The organism is Mucilaginibacter sp. dw_454, assembly GCF_018449775.1.
In the GTDB taxonomy this organism is placed as follows: domain Bacteria; phylum Bacteroidota; class Bacteroidia; order Sphingobacteriales; family Sphingobacteriaceae; genus Mucilaginibacter.
In genome coordinates this window covers 13032-37399 of sequence record NZ_JAAVVB010000005.1, presented here as the reverse complement: position 1 = coordinate 37399, position 24368 = coordinate 13032, and the positions used below count along the sequence as shown (strand labels likewise).

Below are 24368 nucleotides of genomic sequence, written 5' to 3'. Positions count from 1 at the left end.
CCCAATAGCTATCTAAATTTATCATGTCTATAAGTGCAATCCGTGGTTTCTTCTTCCTGCTTTTCGCGACCTGCATTTCTGCTTTTTGGGCATGTAATTCTAAAAAAGATCAAACCAACGACATTATAAGGCGATATGTAAAAGTTGCAGATAGTCTTGCAATTGTCGGAAAATCAGACACAGCGATTAGCATTCTTAACAAACAGCGCAAATTATTTAAAAGCAGCGACCCTGAAATTGTAGCTTATTATAATTTTATGTCAAGAATGTATTTCACTAATGGGCCTATCGCTACGCTTTATGCAGATAGTGCTTTAACTATTTTTGGCAATAAAGTAAATATTGATCAATACCCGGAGGACTACTACAACACCCTGCTGGCTAAAGCCGACGCGCTCATCAGCCAAAAACAATATGCCAATGCATTAGGGTATTATGATAGCGCCAAGAAACTTGCCACAAAACGCGATTGTGATGGCGGTTACCTGACTTCAAGAATTGGCGGCATTTATTTTCATCAGCAAAATTACACCATTGCGGCCCATTACTGGGTACAGAGTTATCGCGAACTACAGGCTTGCCATAAAAATAAATCGGCACAAGAAATTTTCTTTTTAACCCAGGGTACTTTAGATAATATTGGCGTAATGTATCAAAAGGCGGGGATGTATGACAGCGCCGCTTACTACTACAAAAAGAACGTCGCCTATATAAATCAAGTAGCTGCCGAAGGCAAAATTGCGAAAGAAACCATCAACTCGCCACGTTTTGTCGTATACGACAATTTAGGCGGCTTAGCCTTAAATCAGGGGAAGTTGGACGAGGCTGAAAAATACCTGACCGCTTGCATCGCCATCCCGGTTAAAGACGTTGATGGGATGCGAATTCCGCCGTTTATGAAGCAGGCAGAGTTGTATTTAAAAACCAAACAATACGATAAAGCTGCAATAGCCTTTAGCGAAAGTAAACGTTTACTTAATCTGTTTGGCAAAGAAAACCCGGTGCCCAATATTGAATGGAACAATCTTTATGCACAGTATCTTTTTACGCAGCACCGCACCGAAGATGCTTACCAATACCAGGCTAAATACATCCGGCTAAAAGATTCGCTGGATAAAACCAATTCTAAATTACGCGCGCTGGATGTAGAGCGCGAGCTCAACTCTATTCAACGCGAAAACCTGTTGGCTGAGCTGGAGCATAACCAGCGCGTGCAGAAATTGTACATTATTGGCGTAACAGTTGTATTGGTGCTGCTGTTAGTGATAAGTCTATCGGTATTCAGGGTACTTAAAGAAAGCCGCAAGAACCACAAAAATACTCGCTTACATAACCAGCAGCAACAACAAGCATTAGAAGAGCTGGAGCGTGCCAATCAAAATATCATTCGTATTATGGGTATCATGGCGCACGATTTGCGCAATCCACTATCAGGTATGATTGGTTTGGCTAACGCGATATTTGAAGACGAAGCATCCGAAGAAAACAAACACATGCTCAAGCTGCTGGAAACAACCGGTATTCATTCGCTCGAAATGATCAATGAACTGCTTAAATCCGGCTTAACCAATGAGGATGAACTACTGGTAAAACAGGAGTTGGATATTAAAGAGTTGCTGCGCGATTCGGTTGAACTACTACAATTTAAAGCCAACGAGAAAAAGCAGGAAATTACTTTTGAAAGCGATAACGCGCCAATTATTACTGCCATCAATCATGAAAAGATATGGCGGGTATTTAATAATTTAATTGTTAACGCTATTAAGTTTAGCTATATGGGCGGGCTGATATTTGTAAGCATCAAAGCGCTGACAGAAAAACGAAAGATCCTCATAGCTATTGCCGATAACGGCATGGGCATACCCGAGGCCGACAAAGATAAGATCTTTGAAATGTTTACACCGGTTAAACGCTTAGGCACCGAAGGCGAGCAGCCCTTTGGCTTAGGGCTATCTATTTCCAAACGGATCATCGAAAATCATAACGGACGGCTTTGGTTTGAAAGCTCTCCTGGTTTTGGCACTACGTTTTATATTGAGCTACCGTTGTAATGGCGTTTCGTCAGGCTTAAACCGCAGTGCATAATAAATACCCAGGGGACCCAGATCTTTCAGGTTTTGTACGAACTCTTGCATTGAGTTGCACAGGAAAAAAATATAGACGTTGGCTACGTTGTCTTTTTGTAACGCTACCATACTGCAAAACTTATAGTTGGTACCGGCAGAATTGTTTTTTACTTGCACCATTAAAAAGCCTCCTATATCCGCGCCAAACTCGTTTTTTACATCCGTGGTCGGAAATTTTCGTCCTTTGATAGTGGTATCTTGCGTACCGCCTCCCATATTGGTAGCGGTTACAATGGCTGATATTTCGAACATCTTATTCGGGTCGGCCATTGAACTACCCGGATCATGTTTTTTCTGAAACTCCTGGTATTCTGCAACGCGCTTACCCATTGGCACAATGGTATATCGTATTTCCATATTGCGGGATGGATAACTAACCGCATAGTCATAATGGATTTGCATGTTTTTAACAATTGGTATTTTAACCGACCCCTCGGGCATTTTGAAGGTCATACCGGTTTGGTCGAGGAGCTTTTGAAATTTAATCTCGACGCTGTCAACGGTCGACTGCGCACGTATTGCTGCCGAAACAAGAAGCAGCGCCATCAAAGCATAAAGTGTTTTCATGATAAGGTATTGCAATTGGTTACCTAAATATAGCAAGAGTTTTTATACAGATGCAACAACCTCTGCTATTCCATACTTCTAACAAGTTTGTCAGGTCAATTTACCCAAACCGTTTGTGTAAACGCGCCATTAACTGCCGCATCCCAAACCTCTAAACGTATCCAGGTTTTGCCTTTCAGATTTACCGGGATATGGAATTTCTGTTCGCCAAAGGCGGTAGTATTACTGAGGTTAATTCTTTGGCGGTATACATTTTTACCGTCCCCGGTAACCAGTTCGGCGAAGTTGAGGGGGAAGGTCCATTTCACAGTAAAGTCCACCGCCGATTTGGTGGCCGGCGTAACCTTGATTGTTGAGCCGGCATTGGCACCATTAACCTTAAAATCCGGGATCAGCACCTCACCGGTAGTAGAGAAGAAATTACCGCCTTTTAACACATTTAATATAGGCTGCCAACCATTTTTAAATGCAGGTAAAGCATTTAATTTAAGATAATTTACATTAACGTGCGCATACATTTCATTTTCCTCGGTAATGCTGAAAATATCCGATTCGGCCAGTACTTTCTTTTTAAGGCCCCAGTTGTTCATATCGTCCATTAAATCAAAAATGCGTTTGCCCATGCGCTCGGTTGATAGGTCGGCAGGAATGTTTTTCCAGGCTGCGCCATTAAAATGATCTGATTTATAAAAAGCCTCGTCCTTATAGGCGTCAGGAAAACCGGTTGAGCCCTTGGTGCGCGCATGCGCCGTCCAGGCCAGCCCGTTTTCGGTTTCCAGTAATTTCAGCATATCGTTTTTGTCGCCAATGTGATACACCTTACCATAGCGACTATCATCTGCTACAAATGGTCCGCCGTCTTTGCGCGACATTACCCAGTAAACCGGTTTAGGGAAAAACTCCAACCAATGGCCGCCAAAAAACTCGTTTGGTTCCTCGCCCGGCAAGAGCATAAAATTTCCGTGCGATTCCTTTTCGCATTCTTTAAATAGGCTATTCAGCTCCTTGAGGCGGTCGGCGTCAGGTCCTTTTGGATGGCCGGCGACATGAAACTCGGCCAGGTGTACAATGTTTACACCCAGGTTTTTAAATACGCGTACATATTCCGGTTCGGCTTCTACCGGCTTGTTTTTCAGCAAAACCTGTGTAGTGTATTCATTGTGAAAATGGCTTGACATGGTTTTGTAGCCCGGCAGCGGGATAAACTTATCGCCATGCGTAAATAGCTTAACTTTTTCTAACAGACTTTTACCATCTGACGAGCCAATCATACAGAAGAAATTTAACCGTTGCTGCGTTCCCGGCGGCGCATTGAACCAGGGCACGTACCGATGATCGCCGTACAGATCTTGCCGGATACCGATGCCATAACCCGGTAACATCCCGCGATAATTGTTACCGTACCAGGTGAACTTTAAATTAAAAGCTTCATCCAAAGGATAAAAATATTGATGCGGCGCCGGGAATACCGCCAGGCTACCTTTAGTTGTTTCGCCAATAATGGTGCGGTATTTTACCTCGGTGTTATGCGCGGTGTCATCGGCGTTTGAGGCAACGCTATTAAACTCGTCGTTAGTTTTGGCCCAGCTGATCTTGCTCCAGTTTGGTTTTTTGCTGATCAGCCCGGCATCATACAAAATAGCGGTCGAATCGATTTCTGTTGACATTACAGCGGCCACGTTAAACATTGGGCTGCCGTTATAAAAAGTAACCTCCAGGTGCCCGCTAAAGTTATGCGAGCTGATGCCCTCGATACTCACAATTGTTCGCGAGCCTTCGGTTTTTACCGATGCCTTGCCTTTATCAAAATCGACATTGTAAGATTTAAAAGGCTTTTGCGGCACGCGATCAAAAAAAATGTTCCAGCCGTTTTGCGAGATCAGATCGCGCTTGCCAATGGTTAATATAAACTGCGGATCAAGATTGGCAGCAACCTCTTTGTATTTGCCTGCCGACGTTACTTGTATGCTTTTAAACAGCGGATTGCTTTGGTTTAAATCAAACACAACGCGGCCGTGCTCTGCATTGCCTGTCGGCCAGGTCAATTCCAGTGTTGATGCTTTCTGCGCAATTACAACACCACTTTTGCGGTTCAAGCCTTGCAGGCTGACGGTTTGGGCGATCCCTGCGCCGGAAAAAACTAGCGACACGATACAAGACAAGCCAATGGCTTTCAAATATTTTAAAACAGGCATAAATGGTTGTGGTTAAACTGGTAAATAAAAGTAGTTATTAATTTTTATCTGCCAAGTAACAAACATAGCGATGGTTACCCATAGCAATAAAAGCCAGGGCCGGCGCGCTTGCCTTCTTGAGAGGGGTGGAGGGGTGTGTCCTTTCGATAGCCTGCTTTATTAACACACCCCTGCAACCGCAAAGTCTTACGCGCCCCCTCTCAAGAGGGGAACTTATTCCATCGTTTATGTCATCCTTAAAAATATCTTCAAATAAATTTGCGCAACTAATTGATTGCACATATATTTGCAATCAATTAGTTGCAAATAAAATGAGACGAGACATTTTTCAAGCCATAGCCGACCCAACCCGCAGAGCAATTTTAGCCCTTCTGGCTATCCACGCCATGACGCCTAATGCATTGGCCGAGCATTTTAATACCAGCCGGCAGGCAGTATCTAAACACATACAAATACTGGCCGAGTGCGAAGCGGTGACGCAAAAGCAAACCGGCCGCGAGATACACTATCACGTAAACGCTAATAAAATGAAAGAAGTAGACCAATGGCTGGATACCTTCCGCAAGATCTGGGAGGACCGGTTTGATCAATTAGATGAGATACTAAAAGATCTTTAAAACAAATCACTAAAACAATCACCACGCTTAAAACAATCGTTATGACTAACAAAACTGAAATTCTGAAAGACTTAGCTGCCAAAAAGCTGACTGTAACCCGGGCTTTCAATGCCCCGGTTGAAAAAGTATGGAGAGCCTGGACCGAGGCCGAGCAGCTTGACAAATGGTGGGCACCAAAACCATGGAAAGCTATTACCAAAACTATGGATTTTACACCAGGCGGTATGTGGCTCTATTGTATGGCCGGCCCTAATGGCGAAAAGGCCTGGTGCCGTGTTGATTTCCATACCATAGAAGCCGGCAAAAGCTTTACCGCCACCGCCTCTTTTTGTGATGAAAATGGAAATGTTGATAGTTCTTTTCCTGCAATGCATTGGGATGATCGTTTCAGATCAACCGGCGACACTGCAGTCGTTGATATCACCATATCATTTGATAAGGACGAGGACCTGGAGAAAATTGTTCAAATGGGCTTCGAACAAGGCTTTACCATGGGATTAGGCAATCTCGACGAATTACTTGCAGAATAAGCTTAAATCACAACATCATTTTAAATCAAAGCAGCCTATGGGCTGCTTTTTTGGTTTACAGTGGCCTGAAATTCGGCCTGCTAATCAACGGCGAGAACGACCATGGCACCGAACTTAAAATAATAAGCAAACCAATGGTAAACCAAATGGCCATGGTTTTAAATTTCTCTTTATCGGTTGGTTTCCTTTTGGCTTTGGCTGCGCCGATGGTGATAATGGTAATGGCGATGAGCATCATGGTAACGTGCTCCATCCCAAAAAAGCGGATAGCACGCTCATGCATTGCGGTATGAAAATTATGCAGAAAGTACGCTACAATAGGGCTTATAAAATACAACCACAACCCAAATACCAATTGCACATGCGCCGCCGAAGCAGCCACCATGCGGCTCACACTATCCGTTTTCAAGAATTGCTTTTTCAATAGCCATCCGCGATAAGCGCGAAACAGAGCAAAGATCAAACTCCCCAAAACCAGCCAGCGGGTTAAGGAGTGTAAGGCTAATAAGGTATTGTACATGTTAACGCAGACGATTGCCGGCCAAAAACCTTTTAAGCTTTTTTATTTTTTTGCCAATTTATTCGGCGGGCACCCATTTAAGGCAAACCACCTGCGGAATGTCAATTTTATTATCGGTTAAAGTAAGCTTACCGGTTGTTTTATCAATCTTGAAAATAATAATCTCGTTTCCTTCCTGCCCGGCGCTTAACAGGTAATTGCCCGATGGATCGATGGTAAATCCCCGTGGCGCTTTGCTTACGTCAAAACGATCGGCAAATGTTAGTTTTCCGTCTTGTTTATTTACAGCATACTGTACTATATTATTGGCTCCGCCACGATTTGAAGCATACAGAAAATTACCATCAGGCGACAGATGCACATCGGCAGCGCTGTTTTTCGCAAAATCGGCAGGCATCATACTAATGGCTTGTACAAAAGTCAATTTTCCGTTATCGTATTTATAAACGCGAACGAATGCACTTAGCTCCTGTATCACATATAAAAACTTTTTATCGGGCGAGAACTCCATATGGCGCGGGCCATCACCGGGGTTTGTGGTTTCTGCAACTACGCTTTCAATTATTATCGGCTTGGCTTTACCGGCGTCGTAATCGTAAACATTAATATGGTCTGTACCTAAATCAGCCACCAATATTTTTTTTCCGTCGGCAGCTATCATGGCCGAATGCACATGCGGACCTTTCTGATTTTTGTGCGGCCCGGAACCTGTATATTGTATGGTTTGCGAAACCGGGCCAACAGAACCATCCTTATTTACCGGTAATACCGTTAAACTACCGCTACTATAATGCGATAGTATGACATGTTTATTTTCGTTGTCAAGAATAATATGCACCGTATTAATACCCCCGGCCGGCTGGCTATTAATTAGCTCCAGCTTCCCGCTGGCAACATCAAACTTAAACGCGCTTACCCGGGCCTCACCACCCTTCGTATCTACATCGCAAGAGTAAACAAACTTATGGTCATTGCTAATGGCCAAAAAGTCGGGGTTATCAACGCTGTCAAATTGGTTTAAAAAACTCACCGTGCCGGTTTTTGTGTCAAAGCGATAAACCGCTATGCCCTTGCTGCCAGGATAATCGGTGGTGTAGCCGCCCAACAAAAGATCATAAGTTTTAGCCGTTTTCTGTTGCGCCAGGCCAAGCAGGGGCAGCACCAGCAAAATGATTAATAGTTTTTTCATGACAAGCAGGTAATTGGTTTATCTGCTGCAAGATAATAAAATCAGCTATTAAATTTTGTGGCTATTTCGCGCCGTCGTCGTTATTAATACCACGTTTGGCTTTTTTAATGGCGTCTTTAAGCTTACCGAAATTATAGTTCAGACTAATACTAAAGCTTCTGAAATAGTTTTGATCAGTAACATCCTGGGTAAAGTCTGCACCCGTGGTGTGGGTAACGCTGTTGTGATATTTTGTAAACGGATTACGCACGGCTGCCGAAAACATCAATTGGTTTTTGATCAACTGCTTGTTAACGCTTAAGCCGGTGTTAATTACGCCATTAGTTTTACCCTGCAAGCCGTTGGGGTTTTTACCGTTGATGTCGACATTAAGGTTAGTACGCCATCCGCCATCAAACTGATAGCTTAACGAGTTATAGATTCCTTCGGTTACAAAATGGATGGTTTTGAAGGTGCCGTCATCATCGCCGGTTAACCAAAAGATGGCAATATTACAATTGGTGCCAAAGTTTAACTGTTTAGTGATTGGATAGCTGAAGCTCATAAAATCGCCCAGGCCTTTAAAAGAGCCGTTATTTTTGTAGGTGGTATAGGTTACCTGGGTAGCAGCATCATAATGAGACACGGTCAGATCAAGCCCATGGCCAAAATCATAAAATACTCCCATGTTGAAGTTGCCTTTGCCAGAAAGGCTATAACCCGCCCTGACATCAGACATTACCACTCGGGTCAAATCCGGGTTACCATAGGTTTCGAAATTAGGATTCGAGCGATCTACAAATGGATTCAATTTATTAATCCCCGGGCGCTTGAGCCGTTGCGAGAAGCCGGCATTAAAGCTGCTAAGGCTATTAACAGGGAAATTAAAGGCAATAGACGGCACCACATCCCGATAACGCTGATGCGCCGCCGAAGATGTCGACACAAAATTTGCATCAGTAAAAGTTTGTTCTACCCGTAGCCCGGCCTTAACGCTAAACGCTTTGGTATTATATCCCCAGGTATTGTATGCCGCCAGTATGTTTTGCGTACTGCTATAATTGTTAGATAAAGCCCCGCTTTTTTGGAAACTGCCGGTGCTATCATTAAAAAGGTTATAAGTAAAATCGCTTTTATTATCCCTAAATATCGCCTTTACGCCGGCCTCTACACTCCAGTTTTTAATGGTTTGCACAAAATCAACCTGCACGGTTTGTTCTGATGATGTGGTGGTATTGCGCTGATCGTAATCCGGCGATGGGTAATTGATCCGGTCGGTAGTGTTGATGTTTGCGCCAGCGGCATTGTTATATTGATAACACCGGTAAGAAAATGTCAGTAGTTTTGACTTGTCATTCTTAAACCCCAGTTGGTAGTTCAACCCTGCGTCAAAACCATTGCCATTGTTGCTGTTGTTATTTTGCAAATGGTAACCATTGATAATTCCGGCCGGACCGGTTAACAGGGTTGTCTGCTCATTCTCGCCATTAGCCCGGCCGCTGTTGATATTAAATTGCCCGGAAAGCAGGTTCAACGAATCGATCTCATAACTTAACTCGGTACCCACATAGCCGTTTTTTCCATTTGATTTTGAATTGCCTTCCTGATCCAGGTAGCTTGGGTCGGTAGTGTTACGAACGCTGCTATGGTTGGTTACCGGGTTATCGTTAATATTGGCACCGGCAAAAGCCGAGACTCCGAATTTGCCTAGTTTAGCTGAAAAGGATGTGCCCAGGCCAGGCCCGCCGTAAATACGCTCATTGAAATTGATGGTACCGTTATAGCCATCTACCAGTTTTTTATTGGTGATGATATTGATTACGCCGCCCAATCCTTCAGCATCATATTTTGCCGGCGGCGTGGTATATACCTCGATACGCTGTATAGTTGATGCAGGTATACTGCGTAACACGGCTTTAAGATCGCGCTCCAGCATGCTGGATGGCTTACCATTGATCAGAATCTTGAAACTGGCATTTCCTTTCAGCATGACGTTTTCGTTGGCATCTACCGTAATGTAAGGCACTTTGCGCAACATTTCGAGCAGGTTACTCACTTTGGCTTCGGGGTCGGCCTGCATATCGTAGATCACGCGGTCGGCCTCTTGTTTTACAGGTGATTTTTGCGCTTTTACTGAGACTTCCTTCAGGGTTTTGTCTTGAGCTAAGATTGCGGTGCTGTACATCACCAGCAATAGAAAAAATAGAGTTATAGACGTAAGTTTTTTCATGATTTTTCGGGCAAAAAGATTCCGTTAAGTCGCCCAAAGGCGCTTTTACCTGGATTGATTAATTGGATTTATGGGTGGGTTACCGCGGATGTGCGGCTGGTGTCTTTAGTCTTTATCTGCGTATTTACTTTTGACGATGAGATAATTGATAATCAAACTCAATCCGCCGAACAAGGTGACCATAGATAAAAAACTAACCGCCTCATCTATCTCGAAATGATTATACAAAACGGCCCCCATAATAAAGCCAATGCCTATACCCACCAGCAACATGCCGTATTTTAGGGTTGCTAAGCCGTTTTGCTGCGGGCGATGAAAGGGGCTGGTAGAAACACCGCGCTCTAACATGGCCATACGCTCGCGGTGGCGGGTCATTAAAAAAACATATACCATACCGAACACAGCGGCAAATAGGGTTAACGATACTATACAATCTCTGGTTACTTCCTGCATGATTTCTAAATTTAAAACCGCAGCCATTTTCCGGCCGCTTGCTTATATGACAGTAATTGCCATCATCCGGATACAAAATATTTAAAATAATTTATTTGTAACCACTTTGCTTATTTTCCTGTCTCATAAGTAATGGAACCTGCAGACGACCGGTATTATATAGACAAAGTAAAAAACGGCGACCCGGCTTCGTACGCGTTTCTTGTCAATAGATATAAGGACATGGTTTACAGCATCGGCCTCAAAATTTTGCGCGATGCTGACGATGCGCAGGACCTGGCTCAAGAATGCTTTATTAAGGCTTATCAGCAGATCCATACCTTCCAGGGCAATTCAAAGTTCTCCACCTGGTTATATACCATTGCCTACCGTACGGCTGTTACCCGGCTAAAAGAGAATAAGGTAAATACGATAACACTTAATGAAGACCAGCACGAAGTGCCCGACAATCTACCCGGGCAATTTGAACAGCTTCAGGCCAAACAAATAAAGCAACAGGTACAGAAAGCTATTCAAAAATTGCCGGAGATTGACGCGTTATTAGTTACCTTATTTTACATCAATGATCTGCCGATCAAAGAGATCGAAGAAATCACCGGGTTATCTAAACCCAACGTTAAAATAAAGCTGTACCGGGCACGTAAAGTATTAGAGAAAGAGTTAAAGTTTTTGTTGGACCATCAACCCGCAACTAACTATGAAAGCTAAAAGAGAAGATATGTTTAAGAACCTATTGAAACAAGCGGGTGCAGACGAAGCAGCCGAAGGTTTTACCGACGCAGTAATGAACATGATCGAGGCAGATGCAGTGCAGGAAATTGCACTAAAATCGTTATTAAAACAACACCCAGCCGAAGGTGTTTCATTTGATTTTACAGCCGCAGTTATGCGGCAGATTGGTACGGCACGGAAACCGTTAGTAGTTCAGCCTGTCATCTCCAAAAAAGCATGGTTCGGCATCGCAGGCTTTTTTGCTGCGATATTGCTGTTGCTGATTGGATTATCAGGTTCAAAGACCACAGATAGTCGCCCTGTTGATAACATAGGTACAGTTATAACGCGGTACGTTGCAGCCATGCCGACCGTATACGTTATCGCTGCAGCAATAATTGCAATTCTGTTTCTGGCAGATTACTTTTTTACATCCCGAACCAAAAAAACAATTGCGGGCTAATACTACTCAACCGCAACCATTTTTAAACAAACCGCCTTCGATACTTTAATTGGCGCACGCAGCTCGCGTAACTTGCCTGTGGCTTTCTCTATTCTAAAAATGTTGATGCGGTTGGTAGTGCCGATCAGCAGATAATTGCCGGTTGGGTCTATCATAAAATTGCGTGGATTTTCACCTTCGGTAGAATACGAACCTACCGGGCTTAGTTTGCCGGTTACCTGATCTACAGCAAATATTACCAACAGATTAGCCGTGCCACGATTGGTAGCATACAAGTAACGGCCATCCGGCGATATATGAATATCGGCAGCGCCATTGGTACCCGAGAAATTACCAGGCATCATATCGATAGTTTGGATCTCTTTGGCTTTACCATTATCATAAGTATAAGCGGTTACGGTAGCCTTCATTTCCTGAACATTGTACATAAACTTGCCATCGGCCGAAAAGGTTGTATGACGCGGGCCACTACCCGGAGCCGTGGCAATAAACGGTACATCAGCCGGCGTTAGCGCCGGCACTTTGGAGGCTTTGTAACGATAAAAGTTGATCTTATCCAAACCAAGGTCAGATACCACCAAATATTTTTCATCGGGCGACAAGAAAGCAGAGTGTACGTGCGGCTCATTTTGGCGCGCCAAATCCGGGCCCTTACCTACATCTTGTATAGTTTGATTGGCTTCGCCCAATGAGCCGTCTTTGTTGAGCGGGAAAACCTGCAGGTTGCCCCCGCCGTAGTTAGATACAAACACGTTCTTCTGCGCTTTATCAACCGAAATATGCGCCGGCGAGCCTTTAGTTTTTTGTTTATTGATAGGTGTTAATACGCCTGTTTTTTTATCAAATTTAAAAGCGCTTACACCACCGGTTCCATCAGCATTGTTCTCGTTTACGGCATAAACAAATTGACCGTCTTCAGTTGGCGTAAGGAAAGAAGGATTATCGGTTTCAACTTCATTCAAATAAGCCGTTTCGCCACGCTCTGCGTAGAAACGGTATACATATATGCCTTTGCTTGCGTTGGCATCGTTGCCGGTATAAGTTCCGATCAACAGGTCGAACACCTTAGGGCCAGTTTTAGATTTTTGAGCAGAGCTGATGAGCGGTGCGGCAAGCGCGATAACCAATAATAACTTTTTCATACCTTATAATTAGTGAATGAGTGAATGAGTGATTGAGCGAATTAGCGAATGAATTTAAGGTTTGGCGATTTTTCAAATCACTCATTCGCTAATTCGCTCAATCACTCATTAATCCAACTGCAAGGTAGCAAAATCCATAAAAAAGCCCCGCGATTGCAGGGCTTATATTTTATTTGATCAGATGCTTGAGCTGTATGATCTCTTTTTCGTCGAGGTATCTCCAGCGGCCGCGTGGCAGGTCCTTCTTGGTCAGGTTAGCATAAACCACCCTGTCCAGTTTTACCACCTCGTAGCCCAGGTGCTCAAACATACGACGAACGATGCGATTCTTGCCGCTGTGTATCTGCACACCAACTTCTTTTTTAGAGGCACCGGTAACGTAGGATACTGCATCGGGTTTAATCGGGCCATCTTCCAGCTCAATACCAAACTGCAGTTTATTTAAATCTCCTTGTGCCAGGGCTTTGCTTAGCTCAACCTGGTATAATTTAGTAATTGCGCTACGCGGATGCGAAAGTTTATCAGCTAAATCACCATCATTGGTCATCAAAAGCAAACCGGTTGTATTACGGTCTAAACGGCCAACAGGATAGATCCGTTCGCGACTGGCTTTTTCCACCAAATGCATCACCGTACGGCGCTCTTGCGGGTCCTCGGTAGTCGTGATATAATCTTTTGGTTTGTTCAGCAATACGTAAACGTTCTTTTCGCGTTTCAATGTTTCACCATTGTAGCGGATCTCGTCTTTCATCGGATCGACTTTCAATCCCAGCTCATTTACCACCACACCATTAACCGAAACTACACCAGCCTCAATCAGCTCATCAGCCTTACGGCGCGAGCAGATACCGGCATTGGCTATGTAACGGTTCAGGCGAATCAGGCCGTCATCCGCTTTCTTAGGTGCTGCCTTTTTAGGGCGCAGGGTTTTATTAGGTGCGTCTCTTTCGCTAATTGAATTTTCGCGAGACGGTTTATCGTATGTTTTGCGGAAAGGTTTATCACCGTCGCGTTTTTTGAAATCACCGGCAGGTTTGCGGCCTGCAGGCGCATCTCTACTAAAGCTCTTTGCCGGGCGATTTTCGCTAAAGGTTTTTTTCTCCGGGCGATCACTGTCAAAGCTTTTTCTTTCGGGGCGATCACTGCCAAAGGTTTTCTTAGGGCGATCATCGCTAAAGCTCTTTTTCGGGCGGTCGTCGCCAAAACTCTTTCTCGGGCGGTCGTTATCACCGTCTCTTTTTACAGGGCGGTCGCTGTCAGAAGTTGGACGACCTGAATATGGTTTCTTTTTGGCGAATTTGTCGCCGGCTTGCTCGCCGTAGTTTCTTTTCGGTCTTTCCTCGTCGCCGGTTGGGCGGCCAGAGTATGGCTTACGCGGACCAAAACTTTTTTTGTCGGCTGCGCCGGATGAAAAGGAACTGCGTTCGGCATCAGGGCCGCTGCTGTATCTTTTTTTGGTCGTATCGTTATTGGGTTTATCCCCGCTTTTGAAATCTTTTCCGCGGGATGAAGATGCTCTTTTAGTGTCTCCGCTTTTTGACGGTGCACCAGATCTTTTTGGGCGGTCGTCGCGGTTGTTTACTGGTCGTTTAAATACCATAGTTTTTGGGTTAGCGCTTTCGCAGCGTGAGGGGCAAAAGTACGATTTTTAGGTGGTTTCGCGCTTAAAATCTCAACTTTTTTTACCGGTTCAAAAACCGCGTTTAAACAGGTCTAAAGGGCGATTTTTCAACTATTTTAAAATTCTCAAAACACTAAGGGGGCAGTAAGTGTTTGACAATCTGATCTATATAAAGTACCTTTGTACAACATTTACCAAATGGATTGTTCTATTAACACTATGAAAATGATTAAAAAACACTTTATTACGTGCTCCGTAATCCTGGTGATGGCAGTCATTTTAAAGCTCAACATTTACGGTGTCGCTTTTGTAAAAACAGCGACCGCACCGGCACCAAAATCAACCAGATTTATTTCTTATGTCAATTATGATGCCGACGCAAAAACCGACTATAGCTTTGCCAACGAAACGTTACCTGCCAATACCAAAGTGTACCGCAAAATGCAGTATTCTTTAACAAAACACAACTACCGGAATATTCAATCGCACATCCTTCAAATCAAGGCCGGCAAAATTTTCCCGGTAATTGAACCTATTTTATTAGCGTATGGTATACCGCTTGATTTCAAGTACTTACCACTGGTTGAATCGGGTTTAAAAGAAGGTACATCAGCAAAAGGTGCAGCAGGTATCTGGCAATTTATGCCCGGCACCGCACGTACTTATGGCCTTAAAGTTGGCCACGGGGTTGACGAGCGCCTTAACCTGCGCAAAGCAACCATAGCCGCCTGCCGTTACATTCGCGATTTGCACAATGAGTTTAAAAACTGGACACTAACCGCTGCGGCTTACAATAACGGATCCATCAAACTGGCTAAAGCCATGAGGAGCCAAAGCGAAGGCAATTATTTCAGAATGAAGCTTAACCGCGAAACAGGAAATTATGTTTATAACCTGATTGCCATGAAGGCGGTTATTGACCACCCTGGCCAATATGGTTACAACAAATATATTGCCTATGTACCACCAAAAGACTTTATAGCTTATAACTAACACTTAAGCGTAAATTTTTATTACGGAGCACTTTAAGCCCGATCTGCAAGTCCGCAGATCGGGCTTTTTTCATTACCTTTGCAGGCTGGATTTTAATGAGTGAATTAGCGATGGATTGAATGAGTGAATAATGGGTTTTATTACACTTTTTCATATTCAACATCGCTTTAAATTGTCCTATCAAGCCGTAGTTCGGCTTGGTAATTGCGTAAAGTTTTTCTGCGATGACAAAAGAAACATTCACTCATTCAAACATCCACTCATTCACTAATTATAATACATGAGCGAAAAACATATAGATCTGGGCGAGCAAAGTGAAGTTGAGGTTTACGGCGCACGGGTACATAATTTAAAAAATATTGATGTTTCTTTTCCGCGCAACCAGCTGGTTGTTATAACGGGCCTGAGCGGCAGCGGTAAATCGTCCTTGGCGTTTGATACCATTTATGCCGAGGGACAGCGCCGTTATATGGAGACTTTTTCGGCCTACTCGCGCCAGTTTATGGGCGGGATGGAGAGGCCGGATGTAGATAAAGTATCAGGCCTGAGCCCGGTTATTGCTATCGAGCAAAAAACCACGAGTAAAAATCCAAGATCAACCGTTGGTACTATTACCGAGATCTATGACTTTATGCGTTTACTTTTTGCCCGTACCGGCGATGCGTACTCGTACGTTACCGGCGAGAAAATGGAACGCATGAGCGAGGACCAGATCCTGAAAACCATTACCGAGCGTTTTAAAGATCAGCCCATCAATATCCTCGCACCGGTGGTGAAAGCCCGTAAGGGTCATTATCGTGAGTTGTTTGAACAGATCCGCAAACAGGGCTTTTTAAAGGTTTGGATAGATGGCGCCATTGCCGATGTTGAGCCAAAGATGCAGTTGGATCGCTATAAGATCCACGATATCGATATCGTTATCGACCGGGTGCAGGTGAGCGAAGAAAACAGCAAGCGCATCTATACTTCTATACAATCGGCCTTAAAAACTGCTAAAGGCATTATTCGTATTGCCGATAAGGACAATAATGTAGCTTACTTTAGTAAATATCTGATGGACCCGGTTTCGGGCATCTCTTACGATGAGCCGCAGCCAAATACGTTTTCTTTCAACTCGCCTTATGGTGCTTGCGAGAAATGTAATGGCCTGGGTTATATTTTTGAGGTAGATGAAGCATCGGTTATTCCGAATCCTAAACTGAGTATTCTGAATGGCGGCTTAGCTCCGCTGGGCGAATATCGCGAGACCTGGATTTTCCAGGTATTGAAGGCTTTGGCCAAGAAATTTGAATTCTCGTTGTCTACGCCACTGGAGAAACTGGAAAAAGAGAAACTAGACATTATCTTGAACGGCACCAATGAAATGGTAACCGTATCTGTCGAGTATAACAAATGGAATGTACAAAGTTACCAGATCACGTTCGATGGTATCATCCGGATGCTGGAAGAACAGCAAGAGCGCCGCAGCGACGAAGGCATGGACGATATGGAAAATTATCGCGTGCTGAAAACCTGCCCGGTTTGCGATGGTGCGAGGTTGAAGAAAGAATCGCTTAATTTTAAAGTCGACAATAAAAATATATTCGAGTTGGCTACTATGGACATCCGTGCCCTTCAAGAGTGGTTTGAAGGGTTGGAGGATAGATTATCTGATCGCCAGAACGTCATCGCCAAAGAAATATTAAAAGAGATCCGCGCCCGTATTGTGTTTTTAATGGACGTGGGCTTGAGTTACCTGACGTTGGATCGTACCGCCAAAACCCTTTCGGGTGGCGAGGCACAACGCATCAGGCTGGCTACGCAGATAGGCTCGCAGTTAATGAACGTAATGTACATTTTGGACGAGCCAAGCATTGGCCTGCACCAACGTGATAATGAGCGACTGATCAACGCACTAAAAAACCTGCGCGACCTGGGTAATACCGTCCTGGTGGTTGAGCACGATAAAGACATGATCCTGGAGGCCGATCACGTGATAGACATGGGCCCTGCAGCCGGCGTTCATGGCGGCCAGGTGGTAGCACAAGGCACACCGGCAGAGTTAATGCTGCATCATACCTTAACTACATCTTACATTAACGGCGAACGCGAGATCAGCATTCCTAAAAACCGTCGTGAAGGTAACGGCAAGGTGTTATCGCTTAAAAAAGCTACCGGCCATAATTTAAAAAAGGTCAGTGTCGATTTCCCGTTGGGTAAATTGATTGGTATTACCGGGGTATCCGGCAGTGGTAAATCCAGCCTGATCACCGAGACTTTATATCCGATATTAAATCATCACTTTTTTAGGGCCAAAAAACAACCGCTACCTTACGACAAGATAGAGGGACTGGAACATATTGATAAAGTGATCGAAATAGATCAAACCGCTATCGGCCGTACGCCGAGATCAAACCCGGCTACTTATACGGGAGTATTTTCAGATATCCGTAACCTGTATGTGGCACTGCCTGAGTCGAGGATCCGTGGCTACAAACCCGGGCGTTTCTCGTTTAACGTAAAAGGTGGCCGTTGCGAAACCTGCCAAGGTGCGGGTATGAAAGTTATCGAGATGAACTTTTTACCTGACGTGCAGGTTCCCTGCGAAGAATGCGGCGGCAGGCGTTATAATCGCGAGACTTTAGAGGTGCGCTACAAAGGTAAATCCATCAGCGATGTGCTGGATATGAGTATTGAAGATGCAGTACCGTTTTTTGAGCATATTCCGTCTATCTACCGCAAAGTAAAAACATTGCTGGATGTTGGTTTGGGTTATATCCGTTTGGGGCAATCGTCAACCACACTATCTGGCGGCGAGGCACAGCGCGTTAAACTGGCTACCGAGCTTTCTAAAAAAGATACCGGCAACACTTTCTATATCCTGGATGAGCCGACAACCGGCTTGCACTTTGAAGATATCAACGTGTTATTAGGCGTGCTTTACCAACTGGTTGATAAAGGCAACACGGTGCTGGTAATTGAGCATAACCTGGACGTGATCAAGGTGGTTGACCATGTGATTGATCTCGGCCTGGAAGGCGGATCGGGCGGAGGTAACATTCTTTTCGCCGGCACTCCCGAAGGTTTGTGCAAAGTAAAGAACAGCTTTACCGGTCAGTTTTTGAAAAAGGAAATGGGTTTGTAAATTTGCACGTACAAGAACTTGTACATGTAAATTTGTTTACCTAACTTTATATAAAGCAATAAGTCATGCAAATTACCACGTATACTTCTTTTCGGCAACAACTAAAATCTTATTTAGATAAGGTCAGAAATAATCACACACCTCTTTTTGTAACTAGCACAACTGGAGAAGACGTTGTTGTAATTTCTAAGTCTGACTATGAAAGCATGCAGGAAACGTTTTACCTGCTTAGAAGCCCGGCTAACGCAATGCGGTTATTAAAAGGTATAGAAGATTATGAAAAAGGATTAGCAAAAGAAAGATCTTTGATACAGGAATGAAAATTATTTTTCTTGACCAAGCTTGGGAAGACTACTTGTATTGGCAAAGCATGGATAAAGCATTGCTTAAAAAAATAAATTCGTTAATAAAAGAGATAGAACGACAGCCATTCGAGGGCAATGGAAAACCAGAGGTGTTGAGGCATAACTTGGCTGGTTGGTGGTCGCGCCGTATTAATCTTGAGCATCGTATTGTCTACAAGATCGAGAACGATGCGATTGTAATTTTGCAATGCCGTTATCACTATTAAGCATTCGTTTACAAACAAAAACAACCCATATTTTGTATAGTTACACCGGGCGGGGGCAACCTTGCCCGGCTTTTTTGTAACATTGCACCAAATATCACAAACTATTGTTAACCTCTATCGCCAAAAAATTCTTCTCTTACCTGTTGAAGGCCACTATATTGGTGCTGGCCTTTGTATTTATTTATCACCAATATTTAAGTAAAGGCAACAATTTAAAAGCATTTGAAAAAGCCATTGACCGGCTTAGCCACAAGCAGGTTGTAATTGTGATGTCGGCTGTGATTTTGTTGATGCTGGCTAACTGGCTAGTAGAGTGTTTGAAATGGCAGCATCTTACCCGCAAACTGGTTAAAATAAGCTTATGGGAATGTATTGAAGGTGTTTTCTGCGGATTGACTTGGGCCATATTCACTCCCAATCGTATTGGCGAGTATGGTGGCCGGGTAATGTTTTTACCTCCGCGTAAACGCATCCATGGTGTGTTTGCCATGGCGGTAGGCTCGTTTGGTCAAAATGTAATTACTAATGTGCTGGGCGCTACAGCCCTGGTTTGGTTTTGCTTTACTTTTCTGCATTTAAATGGCTGGATACTGGCTGCTATCACTTTGTTAGCAGCGGCTTTTTCCACCTTGTTTCTGGTTGCTTTTTTTAATATCAAATGGCTGGTAAAACTGTTAAACAGCATATCGTTTCTACGCAAATATCACCGCTTTTTTGATATCATGGCCGACTATCAGTTTAAGGACCTGGTAAATATTATGGCTTACTGTTTAACCAGGTTCTTTATCTTTTCTTTTCAATACTACCTGGTTATCCATCTGCTTATTCCAGAAATACCGTTTGTGGATGTTATATTGATGGTTTTTATCGTGTTTTTTATCCAGTCGGCACTACCATCGCTTGATTTGTTGGATGTACCCGTTCGCGCCACGGCCTCTGCCACGTTATTTGCCTATGTCACTACTCAGCAAGTAGCAGTTATAGCAGCTTTTACATCTATCTGGCTTATTAATTTAATTATTCCCGCTATTTTAGGCTCTGTGTTCATTTTTAACTTAAAATTCTTTGATCGCAATTTATAGTGCTATATGTGCCATATTGACCGCGGGCTATTTGCTGCTGGTAGCGTACCTCATTAAAGGATGGGTTAGCCTGAAACGCCCCCAACTCAAAACCGGTGATTTTAGCACCCGGGTAACTATCATGATTGCTGCCCGCAATGAAGCAGAACGCATACACTTAACCATTGAAGATATCCTGGCGCAGGACTATCCCAAAGAACTCACCGAGGTAATTATTGTAGATGATCATTCAACAGATAACACTGCTGAAATCATAGCCAGCTATGCCGATCGTGGCGTAAAGCTGTTACAACTCAACGAAGCCAAGCCGCTAAATTCCTATAAGAAAAAAGCTATTGCCAAAGCCATCAGTATTTCAACCGGCGAGCTTATGGTAGCAACTGATGCTGATTGCCGGATGGGTACTAAATGGCTGTCGTCGGTAGTAGGTTATTTTGAGGCAGAGCAGCCGGTCATGATCTCGTCGCCGGTGATATTTTTCGAGGAGAAAACCCTGTTTGAACGCATGCAAACGCTGGAGTTTTCTTTCCTGATTGGCATTGGTGCTTCATTTATCGGTAACAAGCGGGCCTCGACCTGCAATGGCGCTAATTTAGCTTACCGCAAAGATGTTTTTTATGAAGTAGGCGGTTTTAGCGGGATTGATGAATTAGCCTCCGGCGATGACGAACTGTTATTACAAAAAGTAGCCGAGCGCTTCCCGGGTAAAATAGGGTTCCTGAATGTGCGCGATGCTATTGTTTACACTCACGCCAAATATACACTAAAAGCTTTCTTGCAGCAACGCCGCCGATGGGCATCCAAATCAACCAAATACAAAGACAAAAAGGTAATAGCCGTAGCTATTTTTATGTGGTTGTTTAACATGACCATGCTGGTAAATATCCTGCTGGGCATTTTTAATGCGACGTTTTTTAAAGTATTTCTAATTCAGTTTGCACTTAAGTTTTTGATAGAGGTGGTGTTTTTATACCTGATTTGCTCCTTCTTTAGGCGGCTTAAATTACTGCAACTGCTTATTATCGTCGCGCCGCTGCACATGATCTACCTGGCCTACCTGGGTTTAATGGGCACCACCAAAAAATACTACTGGAAGGGCAGGATGGTTAAATAAGCGTGTTTATTTATTGTCAAGATCGGCTGCGGCTTGTTCTACAATCTTTAAAAGCTGTTATCTTTAGCCAAATACAATAATCCGCTTGGCAGATCTTAACCCAACACAACGCACCTGGAAAGCTTTTAAACGCAATAAATTTGCCGTTGCCGGGATGTTGTTTATTGTATTTTGTGTAGCCGTGGCTATACTGGGGTACCTTATTATGCCCGACTCCACACCGCTGGCTAATAATCAAACCATTCAGCTCAGTATCAAAAAACCCGGTTCAAGCTTTATGATGCTGCGGATAAAAAAAACTGAGCATATAGATACTGTCGGTATTTTCAAAAAAATGCTGTTTGGCCAGCCCGCTTTTTACCAGGATGTGCCCATCACCGCTTACAAATTATCAGGCAATAAAATCACCGTCAATGAATATATTGGCGATGAAGACAAACCCGAGAGCAAAACCTACCAATTATCCCCACAATTATTGGCCAAAGGCCCGTCGGCTTATATCACCCATAAAACCTTTTTGTTAGGTACCGACGTTTACGGTCGCGATATGTTGAGCCGTTTAATTCTGGGTGCGCGGATCTCTTTATCTGTCGGATTAATGGCTGTACTTATTAGTCTCATTATCGGCATAACCATAGGCGCCATAGCCGGTTATTTCGGCGGCTGGATTGACGCTGCTTTAAGCTGGCTCATGAATATTCTCTGGGCCTTGCCGGCATTGCTGCTGGTTATCGCCATTTCATTCGCTCTGGGTAAAGGTTTATGGCAGATCTTCATCGCCGTAGGCTTATCCATGTGGGTAGAGGTGGCTAGATTGGTACGTGGACAGGTTATCAGCATCAAACAAACCGAATATATTGAAGCTGCGCGCTCATTGGGTTATACCAATTTCCGCATTATCCGCAGGCATATTTTACCCAATATTGCGGGTCCTATTTTAGTGATGGCTTCGTCTAATTTTGCATCGGCAATATTGTTAGAAGCCGGCTTAAGTTTCCTGGGATTTGGCGCTCAGCCACCTATGCCTACCTGGGGCAGCATGATCAAAGAACATTACGGCTACATCATCATGGATTCGGCCTACTTGTCTATAACACCGGGCCTGGCTATCATGCTGATAGTCTATGCATTTAACCTGGTAACCGTTGGCTTACGCGATGCTTTTGATATTAAATCGACAAGCACTCGTATTTAAATTATATTTTTTCTCTAATTTAGTCTCTCCGAGACCCAACAATGCAAAACACAATACAGCCCTCCGGTGAGGACGAATTAATCAGGCTGCTGTTGAAAAGGCAGTCAGAGTTGAACTCCTTGTTGGAGATAACCCGGGCTATAAACAAAAACGCGGCGACACCTGTGCTGATACAGATGCTTGAAGTGATTTTGCAAAACTACCTGCAGGTAGGCACATTCAGGTTCCTGATAGAGAAAGATGGCACGTATGCCTGTATTTCTAAATACGGCGGTAATTTTGAGCCGGTAGGCCAGTTAAACAAGGCTTGCCTAATGCTCAATAAAATTAAAGCGCCCGAGTCGCTGGGTGGAAACACCAACGACATCCTCAAAAAATACGACTATTTCATCCCCATCTATCATAAAAGTAAAGCCCTGGCTTTCGCGCTCATTGGAAACTTCAATACTTCTGGCGAGATGTTGAATAACGATCTGAACTTTATCCAGACCATGATCAATGTAGTGGTAGTAGCCCTTGAGAATAAGAAACTGTTCCGCGAGCGTCTGCAAGCCGAACGTTTCCAGCGTGAAATGGAGCTTGCGGCCGAAGTACAGAACATGCTCATCCCATTACGCATGCATAAGGACGAAAGCGTGGAGATTGGCGCCAAATACCTGCCGCATCAAAACATCGGCGGCGACTATTACGATTTTATCCGCCTGAATGACCATGAATTTTTATGGTGCATTGCCGATGTATCGGGCAAAGGCGTATCAGCAGCCTTGCTCATGGCTAACTTTCAAGCCAGCCTGCATGCCTGGGCCGCGGTGGAGGATGATCTGACCAATATCATCGACCGGCTTAACAAAAAAGTAATTTCTAATACACAGGGCGAGCGTTTTATCACTCTCTTTATCGCTAAATACAACGAGCAAACCCGCAAGCTCAATTATATTAATGCCGGGCATAACGCTACCATTTTATATTCGGAAGGCGAGGTTATTCAGTTAAAATTGGGCACCACCATGATCGGCGCGTTTGACCAGTTGCCCTTTTTAAATGAAGGCGAGATAGATATTGAGCCAGGCACACTTTTAGTAAATTATACCGACGGACTTCTTGATTTTGAGCCTTACGGCGACAAGACCTGGAACGAAGAGACCTTAATGGACTTTGTTGCTGACAATGGTGAGCTATCACCCGATACTTTCAATAAGAAACTGATGGACCACCTCAATATCGGTATCAAGGGTAAGCCTATTGATGATATTACGATTTTGACGTTGAGAATATTTTAGACCTCACCCTGCCCTCTCTAAAGCAGAAGGTTCTGATTAGCAATCTATTTATGTTACTATTCGTTAGTTAAATTGACAGGTGGCTCCTCTTCTTTGGAGAGGCGGGGGAGAATTGGCATATAAATAAAATAAAGCGAAATTTGAAAAAGCTGAGTAAGCAACCCTTAACTCAATATTTTATATGAACGTACAAGAACAAATCAAGGCGTATATTGACAGTCAGCCTGAATCAAAAAGCAGTGACATGCAAGAGTTGCATCGCATCATTCTGAAAGTAATGCCAGCATGTAAGTTATGGTTTCTGGATGGTAAAAACAGTGAAAATAAAATTGTTTCCAATCCTAATATCGGATATGGATCTTACATCATAAAATATGCTGATGGAAAAACCAGGGAGTTTTATCAAATTGGTATGAGCGCAAACACAACCGGCATCTCCATCTATATCCTTGGTATCGAGGATAAGAAATACTTAGCCCAGGCGTATGGGAAAGAACTAGGCAAGGCAAGCGTGACCGGGTATTGCATTAAGTTCAATAAGCTAAAAGACATAAACACTAGTATACTTGAAGAGGCAATACGATATGGGGTTGAGGCTACAAGTGAAAAATAAATTTCAAACTGGGACACTACCTGTTTTCAAACTGATACACTAACCTAAAAACC

General features: G+C 43.8%; 22 protein-coding genes. 14 read left to right on the top strand and 8 right to left on the bottom strand.

Annotated features, from left to right (window positions below):
• Window positions 1-23 precede the first annotated feature (23 nt).
• The gene (locus HB679_RS15335; RefSeq protein WP_214072892.1) at window positions 24-2051 is read left to right on the top strand and encodes a HAMP domain-containing sensor histidine kinase; all 2028 of its coding nucleotides are present in this window, start codon (window positions 24-26) and stop codon (window positions 2049-2051) included.
• Here the strand turns inward: HB679_RS15335 and HB679_RS15330 are convergent.
• A complete protein-coding gene (locus HB679_RS15330) occupies window positions 2040-2693 on the bottom strand; it encodes a hypothetical protein (protein WP_214072891.1) in 654 nt (217 codons plus the stop codon). The genes HB679_RS15335 and HB679_RS15330 overlap by 12 nt on opposite strands.
• A 95-nt stretch (window positions 2694-2788) precedes the next feature.
• Window positions 2789-4888, bottom strand: a complete 2100-nt coding sequence (locus HB679_RS15325; RefSeq protein WP_214072890.1) for a hypothetical protein — start codon at window positions 4886-4888, stop codon at window positions 2789-2791.
• Window positions 4889-5199: 311 nt separating this feature from the next.
• Here HB679_RS15325 and HB679_RS15320 point away from each other — a divergent pair, with 311 nt between their 5' ends.
• Window positions 5200-5505, top strand: coding sequence for a metalloregulator ArsR/SmtB family transcription factor (locus tag HB679_RS15320; protein ID WP_214072889.1), 306 nt, complete (start codon window positions 5200-5202; stop codon window positions 5503-5505).
• Between the two features lie 41 nt (window positions 5506-5546).
• A complete protein-coding gene (locus HB679_RS15315) occupies window positions 5547-6035 on the top strand; it encodes an SRPBCC domain-containing protein (protein ID WP_214072888.1) in 489 nt (162 codons plus the stop codon).
• Window positions 6036-6090: 55 nt separating this feature from the next.
• Here the strand turns inward: HB679_RS15315 and HB679_RS15310 are convergent, their stop codons facing one another.
• The 4 genes from HB679_RS15310 to HB679_RS15295 all read right to left on the bottom strand — a co-directional run bounded on the left by HB679_RS15310 (window position 6091) and on the right by HB679_RS15295 (window position 10406).
• The gene (locus HB679_RS15310; RefSeq protein WP_214072887.1) at window positions 6091-6555 is read right to left on the bottom strand and encodes a hypothetical protein; all 465 of its coding nucleotides are present in this window, start codon (window positions 6553-6555) and stop codon (window positions 6091-6093) included.
• A gap of 58 nt (window positions 6556-6613) precedes the next feature.
• Window positions 6614-7744 (bottom strand): lactonase family protein, encoded by a 1131-nt coding sequence (locus tag HB679_RS15305; RefSeq protein ID WP_214072886.1) that lies wholly within the window; start codon window positions 7742-7744, stop codon window positions 6614-6616.
• A 61-nt stretch (window positions 7745-7805) separates the two neighbouring features.
• Complete coding sequence (locus tag HB679_RS15300; RefSeq protein ID WP_214072885.1) at window positions 7806-9953, bottom strand: outer membrane beta-barrel protein; 2148 nt, start codon at window positions 9951-9953, stop codon at window positions 7806-7808.
• 105 nt (window positions 9954-10058) lie between these two features.
• On the bottom strand, window positions 10059-10406 hold the full coding sequence (locus HB679_RS15295) for a DUF6249 domain-containing protein (protein WP_214072884.1): 348 nt from the start codon (window positions 10404-10406) through the stop codon (window positions 10059-10061).
• A 132-nt stretch (window positions 10407-10538) separates the two neighbouring features.
• Here HB679_RS15295 and HB679_RS15290 point away from each other — a divergent pair, with 132 nt between their 5' ends.
• Window positions 10539-11114 (top strand): sigma-70 family RNA polymerase sigma factor, encoded by a 576-nt coding sequence (locus HB679_RS15290; protein ID WP_214072883.1) that lies wholly within the window; start codon window positions 10539-10541, stop codon window positions 11112-11114.
• Complete coding sequence (locus HB679_RS15285; protein WP_214072882.1) at window positions 11104-11580, top strand: hypothetical protein; 477 nt, start codon at window positions 11104-11106, stop codon at window positions 11578-11580. The genes HB679_RS15290 and HB679_RS15285 overlap by 11 nt, the downstream gene beginning before the upstream one ends.
• 2 nt (window positions 11581-11582) lie before the next feature.
• On the opposite strand, the gene HB679_RS15280 is transcribed toward HB679_RS15285, so the two are convergent.
• Both HB679_RS15280 and HB679_RS15275 read right to left on the bottom strand, forming a co-directional pair.
• Entirely contained in the window at window positions 11583-12722 is a 1140-nt protein-coding gene (locus tag HB679_RS15280) for a lactonase family protein (protein ID WP_214072881.1), read from the bottom strand.
• Between the two features lie 169 nt (window positions 12723-12891).
• Window positions 12892-14322 (bottom strand): pseudouridine synthase, encoded by a 1431-nt coding sequence (locus tag HB679_RS15275; RefSeq protein ID WP_214072880.1) that lies wholly within the window; start codon window positions 14320-14322, stop codon window positions 12892-12894.
• 240 nt (window positions 14323-14562) lie between these two features.
• Between HB679_RS15275 and HB679_RS15270 the strand changes: the two genes are divergently transcribed.
• The 9 genes from HB679_RS15270 to HB679_RS15230 all read left to right on the top strand — a co-directional run bounded on the left by HB679_RS15270 (window position 14563) and on the right by HB679_RS15230 (window position 24315).
• Complete coding sequence (locus tag HB679_RS15270) at window positions 14563-15336, top strand: lytic transglycosylase domain-containing protein (protein WP_214072879.1); 774 nt, start codon at window positions 14563-14565, stop codon at window positions 15334-15336.
• 280 nt (window positions 15337-15616) lie between these two features.
• Window positions 15617-18460: an excinuclease ABC subunit UvrA gene (gene uvrA / locus HB679_RS15265; RefSeq protein ID WP_214072878.1), complete on the top strand. Its 2844-nt coding sequence runs from the start codon at window positions 15617-15619 to the stop codon at window positions 18458-18460.
• Window positions 18461-18525: 65 nt separating this feature from the next.
• Window positions 18526-18780 (top strand): type II toxin-antitoxin system prevent-host-death family antitoxin, encoded by a 255-nt coding sequence (locus HB679_RS15260; protein ID WP_214072877.1) that lies wholly within the window; start codon window positions 18526-18528, stop codon window positions 18778-18780.
• Window positions 18777-19031, top strand: coding sequence for a Txe/YoeB family addiction module toxin (locus tag HB679_RS15255; RefSeq protein ID WP_214072876.1), 255 nt, complete (start codon window positions 18777-18779; stop codon window positions 19029-19031). Before HB679_RS15260 ends, HB679_RS15255 begins: the two co-directional genes overlap by 4 nt.
• A gap of 104 nt (window positions 19032-19135) precedes the next feature.
• Window positions 19136-20113: a lysylphosphatidylglycerol synthase domain-containing protein gene (locus HB679_RS15250; protein WP_214072875.1), complete on the top strand. Its 978-nt coding sequence runs from the start codon at window positions 19136-19138 to the stop codon at window positions 20111-20113.
• Complete coding sequence (locus HB679_RS15245; protein ID WP_214072874.1) at window positions 20097-21227, top strand: glycosyltransferase; 1131 nt, start codon at window positions 20097-20099, stop codon at window positions 21225-21227. Before HB679_RS15250 ends, HB679_RS15245 begins: the two co-directional genes overlap by 17 nt.
• 85 nt (window positions 21228-21312) lie before the next feature.
• The gene (locus tag HB679_RS15240; RefSeq protein ID WP_214072873.1) at window positions 21313-22422 is read left to right on the top strand and encodes an ABC transporter permease; all 1110 of its coding nucleotides are present in this window, start codon (window positions 21313-21315) and stop codon (window positions 22420-22422) included.
• 41 nt (window positions 22423-22463) lie between these two features.
• Window positions 22464-23702 carry a PP2C family protein-serine/threonine phosphatase gene (locus HB679_RS15235; protein ID WP_214072872.1) on the top strand — a complete coding sequence of 413 codons (1239 nt, stop codon included), beginning with the start codon at window positions 22464-22466 and terminating at the stop codon, window positions 23700-23702.
• A gap of 181 nt (window positions 23703-23883) precedes the next feature.
• A complete protein-coding gene (locus tag HB679_RS15230; RefSeq protein WP_214072871.1) occupies window positions 23884-24315 on the top strand; it encodes a DUF1801 domain-containing protein in 432 nt (143 codons plus the stop codon).
• Window positions 24316-24368: the final 53 nt, after the last annotated feature.